The 17952-nt window shown below is 54.1% G+C and carries 14 protein-coding genes; 8 read left to right on the top strand and 6 right to left on the bottom strand.

Annotated features, from left to right (window positions below; all coding sequences use genetic code 11):
- The first annotated feature begins 23 nt into the window (after nucleotides 1-23).
- The 8 genes from BDD14_RS28220 (at nucleotide 24) to BDD14_RS28185 (ending at nucleotide 8340) form a co-directional block, all read left to right on the top strand.
- A complete protein-coding gene (locus BDD14_RS28220) occupies nucleotides 24-1049 on the top strand; it encodes an NAD(P)H-quinone oxidoreductase (protein WP_130424446.1) in 1026 nt (341 codons plus the stop codon).
- Nucleotides 1050-1336: 287 nt separating this feature from the next.
- Complete coding sequence (locus BDD14_RS28215) at nucleotides 1337-1609, top strand: carboxypeptidase-like regulatory domain-containing protein (protein WP_130424444.1); 273 nt, start codon at nucleotides 1337-1339, stop codon at nucleotides 1607-1609.
- On the top strand, nucleotides 1606-2118 hold the full coding sequence (locus tag BDD14_RS28210; RefSeq protein ID WP_165420364.1) for a TonB-dependent receptor plug domain-containing protein: 513 nt from the start codon (nucleotides 1606-1608) through the stop codon (nucleotides 2116-2118). Before BDD14_RS28215 ends, BDD14_RS28210 begins: the two co-directional genes overlap by 4 nt.
- On the top strand, nucleotides 2075-2476 hold the full coding sequence (locus tag BDD14_RS28205) for an outer membrane beta-barrel protein (protein ID WP_479724027.1): 402 nt from the start codon (nucleotides 2075-2077) through the stop codon (nucleotides 2474-2476). The genes BDD14_RS28210 and BDD14_RS28205 overlap by 44 nt, the downstream gene beginning before the upstream one ends.
- Nucleotides 2476-5598 carry a ligand-binding sensor domain-containing protein gene (locus BDD14_RS28200; protein WP_130424438.1) on the top strand — a complete coding sequence of 1041 codons (3123 nt, stop codon included), beginning with the start codon at nucleotides 2476-2478 and terminating at the stop codon, nucleotides 5596-5598. Before BDD14_RS28205 ends, BDD14_RS28200 begins: the two co-directional genes overlap by 1 nt.
- An 8-nt stretch (nucleotides 5599-5606) precedes the next feature.
- Complete coding sequence (locus BDD14_RS28195) at nucleotides 5607-6236, top strand: response regulator (protein WP_130424436.1); 630 nt, start codon at nucleotides 5607-5609, stop codon at nucleotides 6234-6236.
- A gap of 632 nt (nucleotides 6237-6868) precedes the next feature.
- On the top strand, nucleotides 6869-7459 hold the full coding sequence (locus BDD14_RS28190) for an RNA polymerase sigma factor (protein ID WP_242618351.1): 591 nt from the start codon (nucleotides 6869-6871) through the stop codon (nucleotides 7457-7459).
- A gap of 470 nt (nucleotides 7460-7929) precedes the next feature.
- On the top strand, nucleotides 7930-8340 hold the full coding sequence (locus BDD14_RS28185; protein WP_165420363.1) for a response regulator: 411 nt from the start codon (nucleotides 7930-7932) through the stop codon (nucleotides 8338-8340).
- An 807-nt stretch (nucleotides 8341-9147) separates the two neighbouring features.
- Here BDD14_RS28185 and BDD14_RS28180 read toward each other — a convergent pair.
- From BDD14_RS28180 to poxB, 6 genes are all read right to left on the bottom strand, one after another.
- Complete coding sequence (locus tag BDD14_RS28180) at nucleotides 9148-9573, bottom strand: hypothetical protein (RefSeq protein ID WP_130424430.1); 426 nt, start codon at nucleotides 9571-9573, stop codon at nucleotides 9148-9150.
- Nucleotides 9574-10593: 1020 nt separating this feature from the next.
- Nucleotides 10594-12771: an FUSC family protein gene (locus BDD14_RS28175; RefSeq protein WP_130424428.1), complete on the bottom strand. Its 2178-nt coding sequence runs from the start codon at nucleotides 12769-12771 to the stop codon at nucleotides 10594-10596.
- 2 nt (nucleotides 12772-12773) lie between these two features.
- The gene (locus BDD14_RS28170) at nucleotides 12774-13997 is read right to left on the bottom strand and encodes an HlyD family efflux transporter periplasmic adaptor subunit (protein WP_130424426.1); all 1224 of its coding nucleotides are present in this window, start codon (nucleotides 13995-13997) and stop codon (nucleotides 12774-12776) included.
- An 11-nt stretch (nucleotides 13998-14008) separates the two neighbouring features.
- The gene (locus BDD14_RS34840; RefSeq protein ID WP_130424424.1) at nucleotides 14009-14305 is read right to left on the bottom strand and encodes a YtcA family lipoprotein; all 297 of its coding nucleotides are present in this window, start codon (nucleotides 14303-14305) and stop codon (nucleotides 14009-14011) included.
- 1 nt (nucleotide 14306) lies between these two features.
- A complete protein-coding gene (locus BDD14_RS28160) occupies nucleotides 14307-15584 on the bottom strand; it encodes a TolC family protein (protein ID WP_130424422.1) in 1278 nt (425 codons plus the stop codon).
- Between the two features lie 346 nt (nucleotides 15585-15930).
- On the bottom strand, nucleotides 15931-17652 hold the full coding sequence (gene poxB / locus BDD14_RS28155; protein WP_130424420.1) for a ubiquinone-dependent pyruvate dehydrogenase: 1722 nt from the start codon (nucleotides 17650-17652) through the stop codon (nucleotides 15931-15933).
- Nucleotides 17653-17952 lie beyond the last annotated feature (300 nt).

Here is a 17952-nt window from a genome sequence, read left to right as displayed (position 1 = left end):
GAACCTGACGAGGGAGTTCAGAGATGAAAGCAATTACGTTTGAAGGTGCGGGAGATGCTGATGTCCTGCGGCTCGTGGATGAGCCGATGCCCGAGATCAGACCGAATGATCTGCTGGTACGTGTTCGCGCTGCCGGCATCAACCGCGCAGACATCCTGCAGCGTCAGGGCTTCTATGGTGCCCGGCCTGACTTCGGCGATTCGCTTGTGCCTGGTTTGGAGATCGCCGGGGAGGTCGTGGAGGTCGGGCCAAAGGCCGAAGGATATAAGATCGGTGATCGCGTCATGGCCATTGTCGGCGGAGGGGGGTATGCAGAATATGCACGCGTTGACAGTAGCATGTGCATGCCCGTTCCAGACGTGCTGAGCTACGCGCAGGCTGCCGCCATTCCAGAGGTGTCTGTCACTGCGCATGAAGCTCTAGTTCATCTAGGCGAGTTGAAGGCCGGGAATTGGGTACTGATTCATGCCGCCGCGGGGGGCGTCGGCTCTGCTGCGGTCCTCCTAGCGCACGCCATTGGAGCTAAGATTGTTTTCACTGCCTCCGGGGAAGAACGCATCGCCCGTGTCACAGCTCTCGGTGGAACAGTGGGAGTGGACTATAGGAAACAGGATTTCCTATCTGCTGCGCTGGAGGCTACCGGTGGGCGGGGTGTCGATGTAGTGATCGATTTTGTAGGAGGGCCATACCTCGATCGGAATCTGCGCGCACTTGCTCCAGGCGGACGCCTGATTCAGGTGGGAATCCTTGGCGGTACGGAAGGCATTTTGCCGATCGACCTATTAGTGCACCGGCACCTCCGCATCATCGGTACGGTCATGAAATCGCGGACATTTGAAGAAAAAGTAGCGATGACTGCACGATTCCAGAAACACTGGCACAGTGCCTTCGTGGATGGCGCACTAAAGCCAATCGTTGACCGCGTATTTCCTCTTGAGCGGGCAGCTGAGGCTCACCGTTCCATGGAAGCCTCAGAGAATTTTGGAAAGATCATCCTCTCCATGGATGAAGCATCTCAATCATTCGCACCTTTACAAGGCACCACATAAGCGAACACGAAAGAAACATCTCATGACCGACGACCAACTAACTTATTCTCGCCTGGGATCACTAACCTATACCTCGCCTCAATCATTACGTGCATCGAGATAACGCCCTTGCTGCCATCTCTTGCGTTTTCGTTTCCGTTCGCACAAAGGAAGAAATCTTGAAGGCGCTGCTGGACGCGGAGGCCGATCTTCTGTGCCGCGCGCGGAGATACGAGCGGAAGGATGGGCACAATGCTGCGGGAGCTACTATAACTATTCGCCATGTAAGAGAGGGCTGCTGAGTCGTGATGTTTGATCTCAATAAGGTCACAATTCAGCATCGTCCTAAGTCGGCGCACGGGCGATTTTTGCTCATCATGTCAGTGTTGCTTCCTAACGCAATGATTGGACAAAGCTCCGGCGGAGAGGTTCAAGGCACAGTTACCGACCCGTCCGGCGCAGCCGTCAAAGGTGCCGAAATCACGATCGAAGGGACCGCCACCCGCGAGACCCGTCGTCTAGTGAGCAACGCCAGTGGTTTTTATGACGTCCCCAATCTGTCGGTTGGGCTATACAGGTGACCGATAAAGCGCCCGGATTTTCTACTGGGGAACGCACTGGCGTGAGCGTTCAGGCGGCGTCGGAAAACGTGGTTGACGTGCGGCTTGCAATCGACGGGTCCGAGGAAACGACCACGGTTGCCAGACAATTAGAGGGCGTTGATCTAGTCACCTCGCAGACCGGGGGTATCGACAGTGGACTTGTCATTCGGGAACTGCCGTTGAACGGACGGGATTGGACTACTCTGGCCGCCTTGCAGCCAGGGGTCTCGATCGTGCGCACCGAAAACGCCCCTGGGCTGGACGTCACCCGAGGGAATCGCGGGAACGGGGTCATGATGGTGATCGGCGGGGCGTGGCCGCAACAGAGTCGTTATTGGCTCGATGGCATTAACGTCAACGATTGCTCAGGAGGTGCCCCGGGCAGCGCTTTGGGAGTCAGCCTTGGTGTCGACGCTATCGAGGAGTTTTCCGTAATCACCGGTAATGCGCCAGCGGACTGGGGCAGAACACAGCAGCATGCCCTATGATTTTCCCGACCGTCTTAATTTGCCTGGTTGCAGCCATCCCATGAATCCCGGCAATGTTGCGCACTACGTAGAGTTATCCTGCTTTGCTGCACCCACTCCATCCACACGATTGAGCGATGCCGGACGCAACGTCGTGCGCGGCCCTGGCCTCGTCGATTGGGATACCTCACTGTTCAAGAACATTCCCATCTCGCGCGTTGCCGATGCCTTCCACCTGCAATTTCGATTTGAGGTGTTCAACGTTCTGAATCACGTCAACTTCGTTCCACCCACTTCGACGAGTGTGCAACTGTTTACGCAGGCATTAGCGCCGATCGCGTCACCAGGAAACCTGTCAGTTTCTCTGGTGACGGGATAATGGTTCGCCACGCAAAGCTGATCATCGCCCTCATGCTCTGGGCCTTGTGGGGAGACCTTTCTCTGTATGCAGACTCCCCACCCTCCAACGTCGTGACACTGCCAATCCAAGATTCTACCGATCGGGTATTTGTCCCCATATCGGCAGGAAAGGAAACATCCCACGAGTGGGTGGGACAGATCCTTGAGGATAAGCAAGGATTCCTCTGGTTCAGCACCCGGGATGGCCTGGACCGCTACGATGGGTACCAGATTCAGCACTACAGTCCCGATCCCAAAGACCCCATCACCGGAGTCTTTGTCCAGAAGTGTTGCCGCTACGCCTTATATAGGGACCATGCCGGCAAAATCTGGATTGGAGCCAATGAATCAATTTCTGAGTATGATCCAGAGACGGAGCGGTTCACCCATCTGCCGCTTCCCTCTGGAAAACTCCAGGGACTGGTCAGAAACGTTAGTCAGGACAAGGGTGGAATTATCTGGCTGGCCTCCCGCCGAGGACTGACCCGCTATAACCCCGTGAATGGAGAGACGGCGCGCTTTCTACACAACGAGAATGATGCGGGCACTTTGAGCAGCAACTTTGTGCGGTCGAGCCTCGAAACAAGAGACGGCACATTCTGGGTCGCCACGAACGAAAGCGTGGATGTTTTCGACCGTCGAACCGGTAGAGTCACGGAGCATCTACCTCTTCGTAACCCACACCAGAATCAAGCCAGTACACGAAATCCATACGTTCGGCTCTTAGAGGATCATTCGGGCGTTGTCTGGATCGCGTCTCCTCGGGACGGCCTTGCCTTCATCGATCCTCAGCACAAGAAACTTACTTTTGTCTCATTGGCGAGCGGTTCAGAGCCGCAACCGGGAGCATGGGCTATCATCGAAGACCGATACGGAGTGCTCTGGGTGGGAACCGATCGTGGTCTGTTTCAACTTGACTGCGCTCGCAAACACTTCGTCCGCTACCGTAACGATCCCTCCGATGCCGACAGTTTGCCTGCCGACTGGGTACTGGCACTCTTCGAAGACCGCGAAGGCGGCATTTGGGTAGGTACTGCCAACGCTGGCGTCGCTCGAGTATCGGATCATCCGCTGCCGTTCAAGCGTTACCGGCGCGGAAAGGGAGTCAGTGAGCTTTTCGGAACAAACTATGTTCTCTCAGCGTACGAGGAGAGCCCCGGCGTGGTCTGGGCGGGAACCAAAGGTGCAATCAACGAGATCGATTTGAAAACCGGTCGCTACGCCGTGCGGCCGATCGCGGAAAATACTGAGGTTGCTTCGATCGCGAAGGACCGCTCGGGCCAATTCTGGCTCGGTACCTTTGACGGTGGCCTGTTTCGTTTTGCCCCGGCCACACATCAAACCGTATTATACGGCCACAATGCGAGGAACAACTCGGGATGCGGTAACAACGAAGTTCGGGCACTTCTTGTCGATCATCACGGCACCGTCTGGGCCGGAGCGGGCGCTGTTTTGTGTTCGTTTGACCGTGCAAAGAATCGATTTGAGATTTATAAGACCGGTGCCCCAAACTCTAACGAGATAGATACGCTTGCTGAGGATGCCGCGGGAAGGCTTTGGATCGGGTCCAGACATGCCGGCTTGTCTCGCTTCGATCCCGCGACGGGCCAGTTCACAAGTTTTAGACATTCCGGGGCAGCTGGCGGTCTAAGCAGTGATGGTGTGACATCGATTCTTGTCGATCGGTCGGGAACAATTTGGGTTGGAACGCTGGGTGGCCTCAACCGCCTGGATGTTGCGACCGGGAAGTTCACGGTTTACATGGAACGCGACGGTCTTCCCAGCAGCAGCATCAATGGCATCGCCGAAGATATGAGAGGTGATTTGTGGATCACTACAAGCTATGGACTCTCGCACTTTAGCCAAATCTCGAAGACCTTCTTTAACTATTTTCGTTCCGACGGAGTCTTCGACGACCTCACAGGAGCTTGGAGCGGCCGATCCGGAAAAATGCTCTTTGGATCTTACAGCGGGCTGACGGTCCTCTCACCTGGAGACATAGAGGAAAATCGACCTTCTCCGCTGGCGGTCGTTCTCACCACATTTCGGATTTCCGACAAGCCGGTGCCAATTGGAGCGAACTCCCCGCTAAAGAGATCGATTTCTTATACGAAATCGTTGATGCTTTCCTACAACCAGAACAACCTGTCATTCGAATTCACGGCCCTCAGTTACGCCGATCCGGAACGCACTCGCTACCGGTACAAACTCGAGGGTCTCGAACGGGCGTGGAATGAGGTTGCGAGCGCGCAACGCTTCGCACGCTATACCTCTCTCGCGCCAGGGAAGTATAGGTTTCAAGTCGAAGGTCGAACCATCCACGGGAATTGGTCGGAGAAGGGTGCTGAACTCAGCATCGTGATCCTTCCACCCTGGTGGAGCACCTGGTGGTTCAGGACGGCATGGGTCTTGCTGATCGCGTTAGCTGTCCGATGGGCTTATCATCTCAGGGTCGGACAGTTGGCACATCAACTCGACCTGAGATTCAACGAGCGCATGAGAGAACGAACGCGGATCGCGCAGGATCTCCATGACACTCTGCTGCAGAATATCGCGGGACTTTGCTTGCAGATTGGGGGCCTTTCCAAGGTTGTGGTCACGTCCCCGGAAGCTGCGAGAGAACGGCTGAAGGACCTGAGGCAACAAGGTGAAGAGTGCCTCCGCGAGGCTCGCCAGGCGGTCTGGAATATCCGTTCTCTAGAATCCGAATACGTGGATCTGGCCAGCGCACTTCGAGAGTCTGTGGAACAACTCACAGCTGGTACTCCCGTTCGATCCCACTTTCGGGCTGAGGGGGTGGCGCAATCGATGCCCCCGGAGCTACAAGAACACCTGTTACGCATCGGCCGGGAGGCGATCATCAATGCGGTGCGTCATGCGCATGCCTGTGAGATTGAGGTGCAGATGATCTTCGAAGCCAGCTCGATCCGGTTACGAATCGCGGATGACGGCCGCGGCTTCGACACGCAGAGGGCGGCCGAGCTCTCAGGACATTTCGGTCTCACCACGATGCGCGAACGGGCACGAGAAATAAACGCAACGATTGCCATTTCAAGCAAAATGAATCACGGAACCGTCATAGAAGTGAAGGTTTCCCTCTAAGGACATCAATGCCAACACGTATACGAATCCTAATCGCGGACGATCATCCAACCATCCGTAAGGGACTAATTGCAACGCTCGAACCAGAGCCGGATATGGAGATCGTCGGGGCCGCCCCAACGCGTCAGGCGGCAATCGCGATGTGGCAGGAAACACGCCCGGATATCACGTTGATGGATCTCGCGCTCGAAGGTTGCGACGGCGGAGTCGATGCGATCCGGCAAATCCGCAAAGAATCTCCAACTGCCAAAATCATTGTCTTCTCAGCGGTGACTGGTGACGAGGACGTTTTCCAGGCGCTGCGATATGGTGCAGTCACCTTCCTCACGAAGGAGACGCCCGATGAGGAACTTGTGCAGACAATACGCGACGTTCATGCTGGCGGCAGACCGATCCCTCCAGAAATTGCCCGCAAGTTGGCGGACCGGCTCACACAATCCAGCCTCACCACTCGTGAAGTTGAGGTCTTGTCACTTGTAGCAAGGGGCTACCGCAACAAGGAAGTCGCCGCCGCCCTCTCCATCAGCGAAGAGACCGTCCAGGGCCACATGAAACATATCCTTTCGAAACTGGGTGTAAATGATCGCACCAGCGCAGTAGTAGTTGCCGCGCAGCGTGGCATCATTCGCCTCCGATGAATGCCAAGATCCGATCGTTGCCGAAGAAAGCGATAAGCTGACTCGGTGTTCGCCCAAGCCAGAGATGCCCAGGGCGCCGTCGCAGCTACCTTGCCTGACGGCTGCCCCAACAGTTGTCAAGTAGCTTGACGTGGCGGATACCCAAAACTCACATCCCACCGCTTCATTCAGGTTCCATTCCCGCGACCGGAAATTCGACCACTTCCGGCGCATCGTGGCCCGAAGCTAACGCGGCCTCCTCATAACCAGCGGTTCGCCGCGCGCACTCAACGGAACTAGGTAGGTATCCACGTGCGGCCAATTCTGATGGGATCGAAAACGCGCATAGAGTGAAACCCTCTACTTCAGATACAGGTCGCAGGCGCTCTGACCGTGTATCGAGGATTCCAGGGGCGATACCTGAATTCAGGTATCGCAGGACAGCGCAAAACAGGGAAAGCAAAATGCGGCAGTCTGGGGATTTTCAATCCGCTTTCCAACCCGCATTCTGATAATGGCATTTCGATAGAAATGCGAATGCTGGATGCTGAGCGGGGGATTCGACCCTCAACCGTCCCTTATTCTTTGTTGCATTTGCACAGATCTACAGAAAGGAACTTATGAATATTTGCAGGTCGCAAGAAGAATTCAGCGTGAAACTCCTCATGGCTGCCGCAAGCGATGGAGTACTTGTGGGGATGGCCAAGTTAAGGGATCACCCCGCGTTTGTGGAGTTGTGGAATCGGCATTCGCATGTAGCGTTCAAAGTGGCTTATCGGATCACGGGGAGCCGAGACGATGCAGAAGACGCGATTCAGGACGCGTGGATGAAGGCCTATGTACATTTGAACACTTTCGATGGCAGGGCAAAATTCTCGACTTGGCTGACGCGTATTGCGATCAATTCGTCGTTGATGATTCTTCGAAGGAAACGTGCTCGCCCTGAGACTTCTATGGACATTACGGATGGTGATACCTGGCAGCATTGGGAGATTGCAGATCAAACGAAGAACGTTGAAGAGCTTTATGCAAGGCACGAAAGAGGAGAGCACTTAAGGCGAGCAATTTGCCGTCTACAGCCCACTCTGCGAACTGTGGTTGAGATTCATCAATCCAATGATCGTTCGGTAAAGGAAGTCGCCGAACTCGCAGGCATTTCTGTTGCCGCGACTAAGTCTCGTTTGTTGCGCGCCAGAAAGCTTTTACGCAAAAGCTTGTGCCCTGAAGAATATATGACTTTGTAGCTGGCACGGCCACCTGCGGAGAAGGGCACGGGACGCAATCGAGAGGCATACCTCAGATGGCAATAATGATGCGAAGAATTGCCTTGCTAACCGTGGACCAGTGGCTTATCGCTATAACGAAGTGCTCGTGCATCGAGGAGTCCCCACGGGGCTGTACCTGAATCCAGGAGGTGCATGGCAACGCAACACCGGGAGAGCAAAAAGCACAAGTTTGGGGCAATACGTTTGCCAACACCGATCCGATCAAAGCATTTCAATCGAAATGCCGAATGGAGAATGATGACTACCTCACCCAATAGATGGCGCAACGAGTCTGCAGAAGCTCGCCATCCTAAATGCGAAAGAGCCTATCGGGAAACAGAACGATTTATCGAGTGCGGCGAAGATGCGTCACATGTCTTCCGGTGTGTGTGTGGAAGTCACTTGCCCCATCCAACCTTTGCGTCAGTTCTCCGCCTGGAAGAACTCGCATGATCGCTTCAGCAGATCTGGATGGAGACAAGGAAGAGGCCACGGGACGATCCCTCCGGGTCGTTGTGATCGATGACGAACCTGTTATCGCACACACACTCGGAATGATTCTTAGAGAGAAGGGATACGACACGGTGTCGTATACCAACCCTTTGACAGCCTTGAAGATGGTACCCGATTACCAGCCTCACATCGTGGTCACGGACGTGACCATGCCGCAGCTTTCGGGCATAGAACTTGCAATGCGCCTAAACAAGCTGTGCCCTGAATGCCGATTCCTCCTGTTCTCAGGAAGCGCCCAACCTTCGGATCTACTGGACGCGAGTCAACGAGGATATAACTTTCGCTTACTACGGAAACCGGCTCATCCAATTGAGTTGTTACGTGAGCTACGAGCGCTTCATGCCTGAATGCAACGGCAACATCTGCACATCGAATCGGGGAGGAATAGCGTGCAATCTATCGAGACAGTGAACAAAGATCCGTCGTATGTATCGTCTGGCGCCCCGTCAATCTGTCGAGCAACCCAGGACGACGTCTCCAGCGCAAACAGTCTGCTCAGGCTAATGTTTTCCCGCTTTCTACGCCTTGGCCACTGGCTTCGTTCCGGACTGGCCGATCTTTTTTGCTGTTTCTTTCCATACAAGTTTACGTTTGACATTGACAGTCATTGTGTCGGTCACCACCTCATATGTGGAGACAATCTAAGAGGGAACCTCTTGAGAGATTCCTGCGGAGGGAAGCAGGCGGAGTCGCAACGACATTTTACCCTCCCCGACTTACCACCTATGATGATCAACCTCTCGTCCCCCGATCGGCCGCTGCTATGCTTCCGTGGAAGGCCTGCAAAATCGCAGGCGTCCATTAACACATGCCAAGTGATTCAAAGACAGTTCCAGATGGCGGATCGACTTGCGCTCTTCGTCGATAATGCATACAGTCGACAACGGTCCGATATCGATTATATTGACGAGTCATTATCATTTGCGCTCGTAGTCATTGTTTGGCATCTGCAGATAGTGGATGGGACCAGAGAGATAACTGGATACCCGACACAGTGGCTTCCATTAGGTCCTGCTGTTCAGCATGACGTATCCGGCTGCCTTGCGTGTGTTGAATTCGGAGTGTATTGGTTCTTGTTTGGTAGCTGTCTGGTCACCATGAGTCTCCGCATATTTGTGTGGCGTCCGTATGGTGCTGGTCTATTTGTTTACGCCTCATGTCAAGTTGAACTGCAGAGGATGAGTCTTCCTCGGCAGCATCTTGGCGATCGACTTCTCCAACTCGGAGCACGCGTAGAGTGGAGTGGCGCAGATATTCCCCAAGTTGACGTCAGGCGGCGGGAATTTCTTGGAGGGCATCAGGATGTAAACCAACCGATCACTTTCCCACAGCTTGACACTGATCTGACTCCGGTCGTCTGGAAGACAGATGGTGAGTGTCCGCCCCTGCAGGTCAGATTTCACCCTGGACACGGGCGCGCATCTGGTGACGACCTCGAAATTGAGCAGCTCTGGGGGAAGCTTCTCGATATTGTCCGATTTTTGTTCGACATCATACTTCGGTATGTTGAACTTGAGCACGGCGCAGAAGTGGTGTTCTTTATTCAGTGCAGCTATCTGGCAAGTCTGCAGGTTCTCCATCAATTGCGCTCACGGAAGCTGCCACCTGCAGGTGTCACGCTGCACTCAAATGCCGGAAATTGCGCTCTCGGGCTCAAATACTGCACTCAGTTCCCGAAATTTCGGAACAGGCTGTACTTAAAGGGGTCTGAGTAGAAACGGAACAGAAAACCTACATAAGGGCTGCGGGTAAGGCTCTCAAACAAACCCCGCTTTGATGGAAAGCTCGGTGCTCCGCCAAGAGCGCTTGGGCTGGCCCTGTTTCTTCCCAGAATCAACAACAACACGCAACACGGGATCAAGCAACTCGATCTGCCGCTTCAGCGCCTGCTTCCTTTCGTGGAAACGTCGTCTCGCATGAGTAACCGCCGGTATGGCGTTTCCGGGAGGCCGTATTCCTTGTGGACGCGCGCTCCTTCGCGCCACGTGGACTTCAGTTTGCAGGATGGTCGAAAGACTTTGATGTACAGCCGAGAGGGACTCGTACAGCTGTCCTAAGGCACTGTTGCGCTTAGGCCTTCCAATCGGCCATAACCGTCACATCGGTCAACACCAACGTATGTACAAAGCTGCCAACCAACCCCGTCCCCGCAACGTACCACCAAATCCATCTCCAAGTGGCCTGAACAACTCCGCCCCGTCCGCAAACGTACGAACTGGAACCAGCTTGCCTACCCGCTGCTTCGGCCGTTCGCTTGGGCCCACCGGTCTCCATCAGCAGGCCAGACACACGGTTCTTCATCTGCTTTGCCGCACTAGCAGATACCGAAACGCAGCGTGCGCCTTCGGGACGGATGAAAATGTGCGATCGTTCCTTATAAAGGACTGCAGAAGGCGCGGACCATGATGATCTTTCTCTCTTCGTTGCAGTCTAATGGCCTCCGAGAATTTTGAAAAAATCATCCTCGCCGTGGAGGAAGCATCACACGCAAAACCTTATGTCAGATCAGGCTCCCACCGGCCCAACGATATGTGCCGGTGCTCATCATTTGCACTTTATTGTTGCGATAATGCAGTTGAACAATATCGTCTGGACATACATCAACTCTTGGAAGCTGCGCGGTTGGCAACTCTTCGCACGTGGCTGAATGATGGTATTCGGGTGTTCACAATTGTGCTGAACAACTCGTCCACCAATGTCGCCACCTCATGAGCCAAATCGACGATGCCAAGTCCAATTGACCTATCGTCGGACACACCATGTTCCGTTAGCAACGCTCGTTCCATGCTCTTAAGTGAAATGCTGAGTGGTTCGGCCTCAGAGACGTCTTTGCCTTCGAGATGATTCGCCATTCCGAGAAATCTCTGAGCGCAGGCATCATCGAATCGTCCCCACGCACCGCGCACATTTTGGGAAAAGATATGCTCCGATCCCAGGAGTCTGTGTTGGATGAGCGCGGCTTCCATCATAACAAGCACGCGAAGCGACGGTTGCCAGCTTCGCACTAGTGCACGCATTGCCATCCCTTGCTTCCGCCTAATGCCAAATTCAAATAATATGGCGTCCGATTGCGAGTTGACCATTTGAAAGTGTGAATTGATCTCCTCTCGCAAAGCACGGAGATCCTGAACGATCGTTTGCTGATTACCTTGTTCGAGCCGTATGGTCAACCGAGCTATTGACATAAGGCTGTTGATGAAAGCTTCTGCCATCTGGTCAGTTGCGCGCGCAGTACCAAGGCCATCAAAGACTAGCCACATGGCAATAAGTCCAAGAAGAATACCTAGGACCCTATCCCGTGCTATCACAAGTGATGTCTGGATAGAGAATTCTTGTAGATTGACCAGATAAAACGCATTGGCGATCTGCACGCCGAAATAAGAGAGGCGTTGACTCGAGGTTGCGAACCAAGCAGCCACTCCGGTAACAGCTGCGAACAGTAGCGAAAATGCCGTAATGGAATCGATGTTTGGCAGGATGAAGACCTGTGAGCCAATTCCAAACAAGACCCCGCCGGCAATTGCTCCAGTGATACGAAGCACCTGCTTTTGTCGCGAGGTCCCAGCATTCGACAGCGCCGTGAACACGCATGTCACCACAGAGGTTCCAAGCCCTCGCCAGTCCAAGACAAAGTAAGTGAAATAGCAAAGGGTCGCTGCGAGACATCCCTGGACCGCATAGCGAATGTGCAGGGGATTTGAAAACGCATCTCGGACGAAGAACTGGGACGACCTGGGCTCATCTTTGATTGACGGGATATATCGGTCAATAGATTTTGCACCCGAAAACACCTCAGGAATCAGCAGGATCGTACGCTGGATTTCCGCGAGCAGCGGGAACCCTGATGGAGTGCCAGGGGGGGCAGGTACCATCCGGGGTGCCTGTTTAGCTTGAAGGTCGGTTCGTATTTGTGCAATCTGATTCTCCAGGTTTTCTAGAAGAACTTTATCTTCCTCTTGAGCCTGATGGGGAACTCGAATCGACGCCGCGCTGAGGTCGACAAGACGGCCAGAAAGAGAGATTACGGCTGCGGTCTGGTCGTGGTACAGGCGTTCATAGTTGCTTCTTGCTAAGCCTCTGCGAAGCGCACCTACCCCGACGATCGTGTACTGTTCCAGCTTTCTCTGGATTTCATCTGGGACAGCCGCTTGCCTGCGGTAACTCTCCAACAATTGTTGAACAAGGTGTAGGCGGCCGTCGATACCCTCAGTCAACTCGTCTTTTTTGTGAAACGCATGAAACACAATTTCAATCGCCACAGTAACAGACGTCCCTATCGCAACAGCAAGCAGTTGCCAAAGTGTCGCGTCGACCTGTACGTGCGCGAAGTCTTGACGTTGCCATAACAGCATGGCGTTGACGACAATTGCGGCGAATCCCGTTGCCACCGCATAATCTGCAAAGGTGGAGAGTGCGAAAAAGACGACGAACATGCTGGCGCTGAACCACAAGAACTGGGCGAACTGTTGGTCGGCGAACAAACTTGCTCCGGTTAGAATAAATGTCGCCCCCGCGATGTAGCTGACTGCAATGGCTAGCCCCGATGTCAACGTAGCTCGCATATTGTCACGAGAGACAAAGAACGCATACATTGCGCCTAAAGCTCCCCCAGGTATCCGGAAGGTCATGATGATCAACATGGTGATCGTCGCGGCAAGCACCATGCGCGCCACCGTTGTCGCTCTGCCCGGAAATGGAGACAGCTCTTTTTTGAGAAAGTCTCTAAACCATGGGAAGAATCCAGATGATTCTGTCGCCGGAATGATAGTTGTTGGCATAGCTAAAAGCCGTGGGGGCCAGGTTGGCTTCGAATGATGACGACTGATGACTCTCCCATGCGCAGTAGATTCGTGTCAGGCGAATCGATGAGGATACGCACAGGAAAGCGTGAGGCAAGGTGAACCCAGTTTAGGGTTCGTTGTACGTCCGGAAGCCCTGGACCAAGCCTTCCTAAAATATCCCCATCCGGAGTCACTCCAAAACCTACGCTGGCGACTGTTCCCTGTAGAGGATGGCGCGGATCACTGAGAAGGTAGACATCTGCTCGCATGCCTGGACGTATATGTTTGAGCTGCGTCTCTCGGAAGTTCCCGATAACCCACCATCTTCGGGTATCGATGAGGGTAAATACCTGCTGACCGGTATGAGCGTACTCGCCTTCCGAGATCGTGAGGTTGGTGACACGAGCATCGAACGGAGCAAATATCCGAGTGTTGTCCAGGTTGTATTGAGCCGTGTCGATTGCCGCGGACCTCCCTGAGCGCTGGGCTGTCAGGGGTTCCAGGGTAGTTACACTATGTTCCGACTGGATCACTTGCTGCTGCCCTTGCTCCAGAGTTGCCCTGCTCTGCTTATGTTGAGCAATGGAGGACTGGAGTGTTGCTTGTGCCAATTTCAACTGAGACCGAGCCTGCTCAACAGCCTGCCGGCGAGTAACTTCGAGAGTTCGAGCCTGATCTATCTGATCTACCGTCACGAACTGTTCGATCAATAATGGCTCCAGGCGATGGAGATTATTTGTGGCATACGCGAGGTCCGCTTCGGCACGGCTAAAGCCTGCTTGAGCATTCGCCACTGAAGCCCGTGCCTCGTCTACTGCGGCGGACGCACGCTCGACGTTAGCGTCTGCGTTATGCACGCCAGCTTCGGCGACTGCGACTCCGCTCTTCTGTGCTGCAATGTTCCGGCTCTCATCAATGATCTGTCCCTCCAATGCCTTTTGCTCGGACTTCGCTCGTTCCAAAGCGTAGGCATAGGGCCGTGGGTCAATCTCTGTTAGCAACTCTCCTTTGCGCACGAACTGATTGTCTTGAATGTGCAATGTGACGATTGGGCCATCTACCTGAGGAGCCATGCCAATGAAGTTCGCGAAGACCTCGGCATCGTCGGTTCTTGGCTCCACGTTTGTCTTGCGAAGGACGACCAGAGCAATCACAACGGTATATACCAATATGCCGATGCTCAGTATCCGTCCTACAAACCCGATTGATGTTTCCGTTGCCATAGCTCCCTCAATTAGCTGAAACAAATAACCCACAATGTCAGAGCGAACGATGCGGCGAGGCTTGGATAGATCAGAATAGGCGGCTGCAGGTGCTGTTCTACTCTTAAGTACAAACCAAGCGCGCGAATACCGGCAGCGAACAAGATGCCCAAAACAATACACAATATCCAGGTTGGAAAAAACGAGCCGACAATATTGATTGAGGGAGCTCTCCCGCACCCGCCGAGCAGTAAAATCGGAAAGACGAGAGTACCGCGCGAAACGGCGCGATTCCTCTTTGCTGGGTCATGGCCGAATTCATTCAACATGCTAGGGTCCACCTTTGGAAGTCTTTGCTCGGAGAAGATCCCCGGTCCGAAAAGCCAGATTAGACATCTGAGTCAGTACCTGAGTTCGCGCGGTGACGTCAGCGGTGCGAGCTTGTGCCAAAGCACGTTGAGCGGACACTACGTCGAGCAGGTTTCTAAGTCCCAGATCATAGGACCTGACAGCGGCGGTGTAGGAGCGGTCTGCAGATTGCAGCAGGGCGCTGGCTGCTTGCCTCTGTCTAAGGGCAGTCCTGGCATTTGAATAGGCGGCCCAGACCTCGTCGGAGACTTGATCTCGCAGGAGATCTATATCGGCCTTAGCCCGAGCTTGTTTTGCCTTGGCTTCAGCGATTCTATGTTCACGTCGCGCTCCATCAAAAAGATCCCATTGGAGTGCCAGTTGAACATTCCAGGTCTCTCCCCTGGCATATGTATCGGGCAGCAGGTCTTGTCGACCGTAACCTCGCTGAAGTCCGCCGATGCCGGAGAAGGCGAGAGTAGGCAAGTAAGTGGATCGCGAAGTTGTGAGCGAAGCATCGGCCGCTCGCAAGCTGGCAACCTGCTGCATTAAGTCCGGTCGTTGTTCAAATGCCCGATCTATAGCCTGATCGACTGACTCAGTCAAAGCTTCTGGAATAGTAAGATCGTTAACGTCTTGAACATGGTATTGACTATTTGGTGGCAACCCCAATGTCGTCGACAAGTCCCCTTGGGCGATTTCCACCGCTCCTATTTCGGCCTGGAGATCGTAGTCTGCCTGCGCTGTTGCCGCACGCGCTTCGAGCACATCCGGCAGGGTCGCCAGGCCGTCTCGCAGGCGGCTCTCCGCCTCCTGCTGCACTGCCTGGGCATTTGCGAGAGTGGCCTTGGCTGCCTCCTCCTGGCCCAGCGCGTTTAGCAATCTGTAGTAGGTTGCCGTGATCTGGTAAATGATCCTTCTATGAACGTTGTTGAAGCTAAAATCTGCTGCGAACAACTCGGCCTTAGCTTCAGCGATGTCCCCGCTTCGCCCACCGAAATCAAAGACAAGATAGGTCAAATTCAGGGTTGGCTGGAACAGGCCCACAGTCTGACGATGAAAGTCATCGCCAAGCAACACCCCAGTGCGTGTTGTGGATGCTAACGCCACCGCGGTAATAGTCGGGTAGAGTGCTGACCGTGCGATTCCAAGATCCGCACCACGCATTTTGGCATTTTGCCAAGCTGCACGAGTCTCTGGGTTGTGCGATTCAGCCAGGTCAACAAGGTCGGCTAAGCTGTAAATGTGCTCGTCATCCATGTCGTAATGAGGCTCAGGATAGCTACGAAGTCTCTGCTGAAAATCCTCACTTTGCTGTCCTCTCCATGGTCTCTCTGGAGATACTGGGACACTTTGCGCTTGTCCTGTGGATGACCATAGCAAGACCGCGAAGAGAGCACATACGCCACTACGACAGCAATGAATCCAGGATGGATAGACACCATTTCGTCGAGGGTATGGGTTAGTTAATTTCACGCGTGCGTTTGCGTCGCGCCTCAGATGACGTGGCGCCCGTCTCTCCGGGTTAAAACAGAGTCGTTCGAAGTGTTTGCGTGCGTTGCACGGAACCTCCAGGATTCCATACTCACTTTCGATCCAGTGCCGGTCAGCGTAGTAGGTTTGTTTTCACGAGGTCGATGATTTCATCTCCGCGACCGTTCATTACGGCGCGAAGCATATAGAGACCAAATCCCAATGCTTGCTCGGCGCTGATTGTGGGAGGCATAGATAGTTCCTGCCGGTGGACAATTACTTCGACAAGTGCAGGACCGGGATGAGCGAATGCCCGTTCGAGTGCCGGGCGTAGCTCTTCTGGCTTCTCGACGCGAGTGCCTAGAATATTTGCCGCCTCGGCGAGTTGTGCGAAGTTCGGATTAACCAAATTCGTGCCATAGTCAATCAACCCCGCCGCTTTCATCTCAAGTTCGACAAAGGCAAGCGAGCCGTTATTGAAGACGACGAGCTTAACTGGAAGTTCTAATTGCTTGAGCGTCAGAATATCGCCGAGTAGCATGGCGAGGCCTCCATCACCCGAGAGACTGATGACCTGACGTCCGGGATTTGCTGCTTGTGCCCCGATGGCCTGCGGTAAAGCGTTTGCCATGGAGCCATGAATGAGCGAACCAAGGAGTCTCCGCTTGCCGTTCATTTGAAGATACCGGGCAGCCCAGATCGTGGGGGTTCCCACATCACATGTGAAGATCGCGTCGTCGGTCGCTAATTCGTTGACGATTTTGGCAACGTATTGCGGATGAACAGGAGTCTGCCCCGGTACGCCCACTGCGAGGTCGTCGAGTCCCTGGCGGGCGTTCTTATAGTGATCCACGCATCTATCGAGATGGGAGGTATCACGTGTCTCCACCAGTAGCGGCAGTAATTCATGAAGTGTATCCTTCACTGTTCCAACGAGGCCAAGATCAACTTTGGTACGACGTCCTATCTGCTCTCCACGAATGTCAACCTGAATGATCTTGGCGTCCTTTGGATAGAACTGCTGATAGGGGAAGTCGGTTCCGAGCATCAGGAGCGCGTCGCAACTCATCATGGCGTGGTATCCGGACGAGAATCCCAGCAGTCCCGTCATGCCTACGTCATAAGGGTTGTCGTACTCAATGAACTCCTTACCCCGCATCGCATGCACCACTGGAGCTTTCAGACGTTGCGCCACTGCAATCAACTCGTCGTGCGCCTCTTTGCATCCAGCTCCGGCGAGAATCGTGACCCGACCTGATTCATTGAGAAGCGTAGCGGCCAGGTGCACCTGGCTGTCCGGAGGACGGACAACAGATGTTGAGGCCGAAATGCCCAGGGTAATCGCCTCCGAGGGACATTCACGTAGAACGACGTCGCCGGGGAGGACTATTACAGCGACACCACGCTTTGTGATCGCCGTACGCATGGCAATCGCGAGAATGCGGGGCATCTGCTCTGGCTGAGAAATGAGTTCGCAGTAATCGCTGCAATCCTTAAATACGTGCTCCGGATGTGTTTCCTGAAAATAGCCGCTGCCAATTTCGTGACTGGGTATCTGCGCCGCGATTGCCAGGACCGGAACGCGGCTGCGATAGCAGTCAAACAGACCATTGATCAGATGCAGGTTGCCTGGGCCACAGCTTCCGGCGCAAACCGCGATCTCATTCGTTAGGTGCGCTTCGGCACCTGCTGCAAACGCGGCTACCTCTTCGTGTCGAACATGCAACCACTCAATTTGCCCACTTTTGCGGATAGTGTCGGTCAGACCATTGAGCGAGTCTCCGACGACTCCATAAATCCGCTTAACGCCGGCTTCGACCAGCGTTTGCACAAGGACTTCCCCCACTTTCGCCATCGATCTTATCCCTTCATTCCCATAGTTGATTCAGACTCCCAGAAAGGTACATGCCCGTGGCTGCTGCCTTGAACTCTATCGCTCACATAAAAGCAATTGGCGTGCCATGTGTGTCACAAAGGCGAACACTGGCTTACATGCACGAATTCAACGGGCTTGAACAATGAGCCCGTCGCCAAGGCATTAGAAGGGCGTCGCTATCTGATGGCGACGCCACATTTGGACGCCAAATCCGGTGTTGATCTTAGTCGAACGAATCGAGCAGAGGAGTCGAGAGCTAAGCTATAGAAGCGTCGTCGA

It is taken from the genome of Edaphobacter modestus (assembly GCF_004217555.1).
GTDB classification, from domain to species: Bacteria; Acidobacteriota; Terriglobia; order Terriglobales; family Acidobacteriaceae; genus Edaphobacter; species Edaphobacter modestus.
The sequence above is the reverse complement of the archived record's forward strand: the minus strand, read 5'-3'. Positions and strand labels throughout refer to the sequence as shown.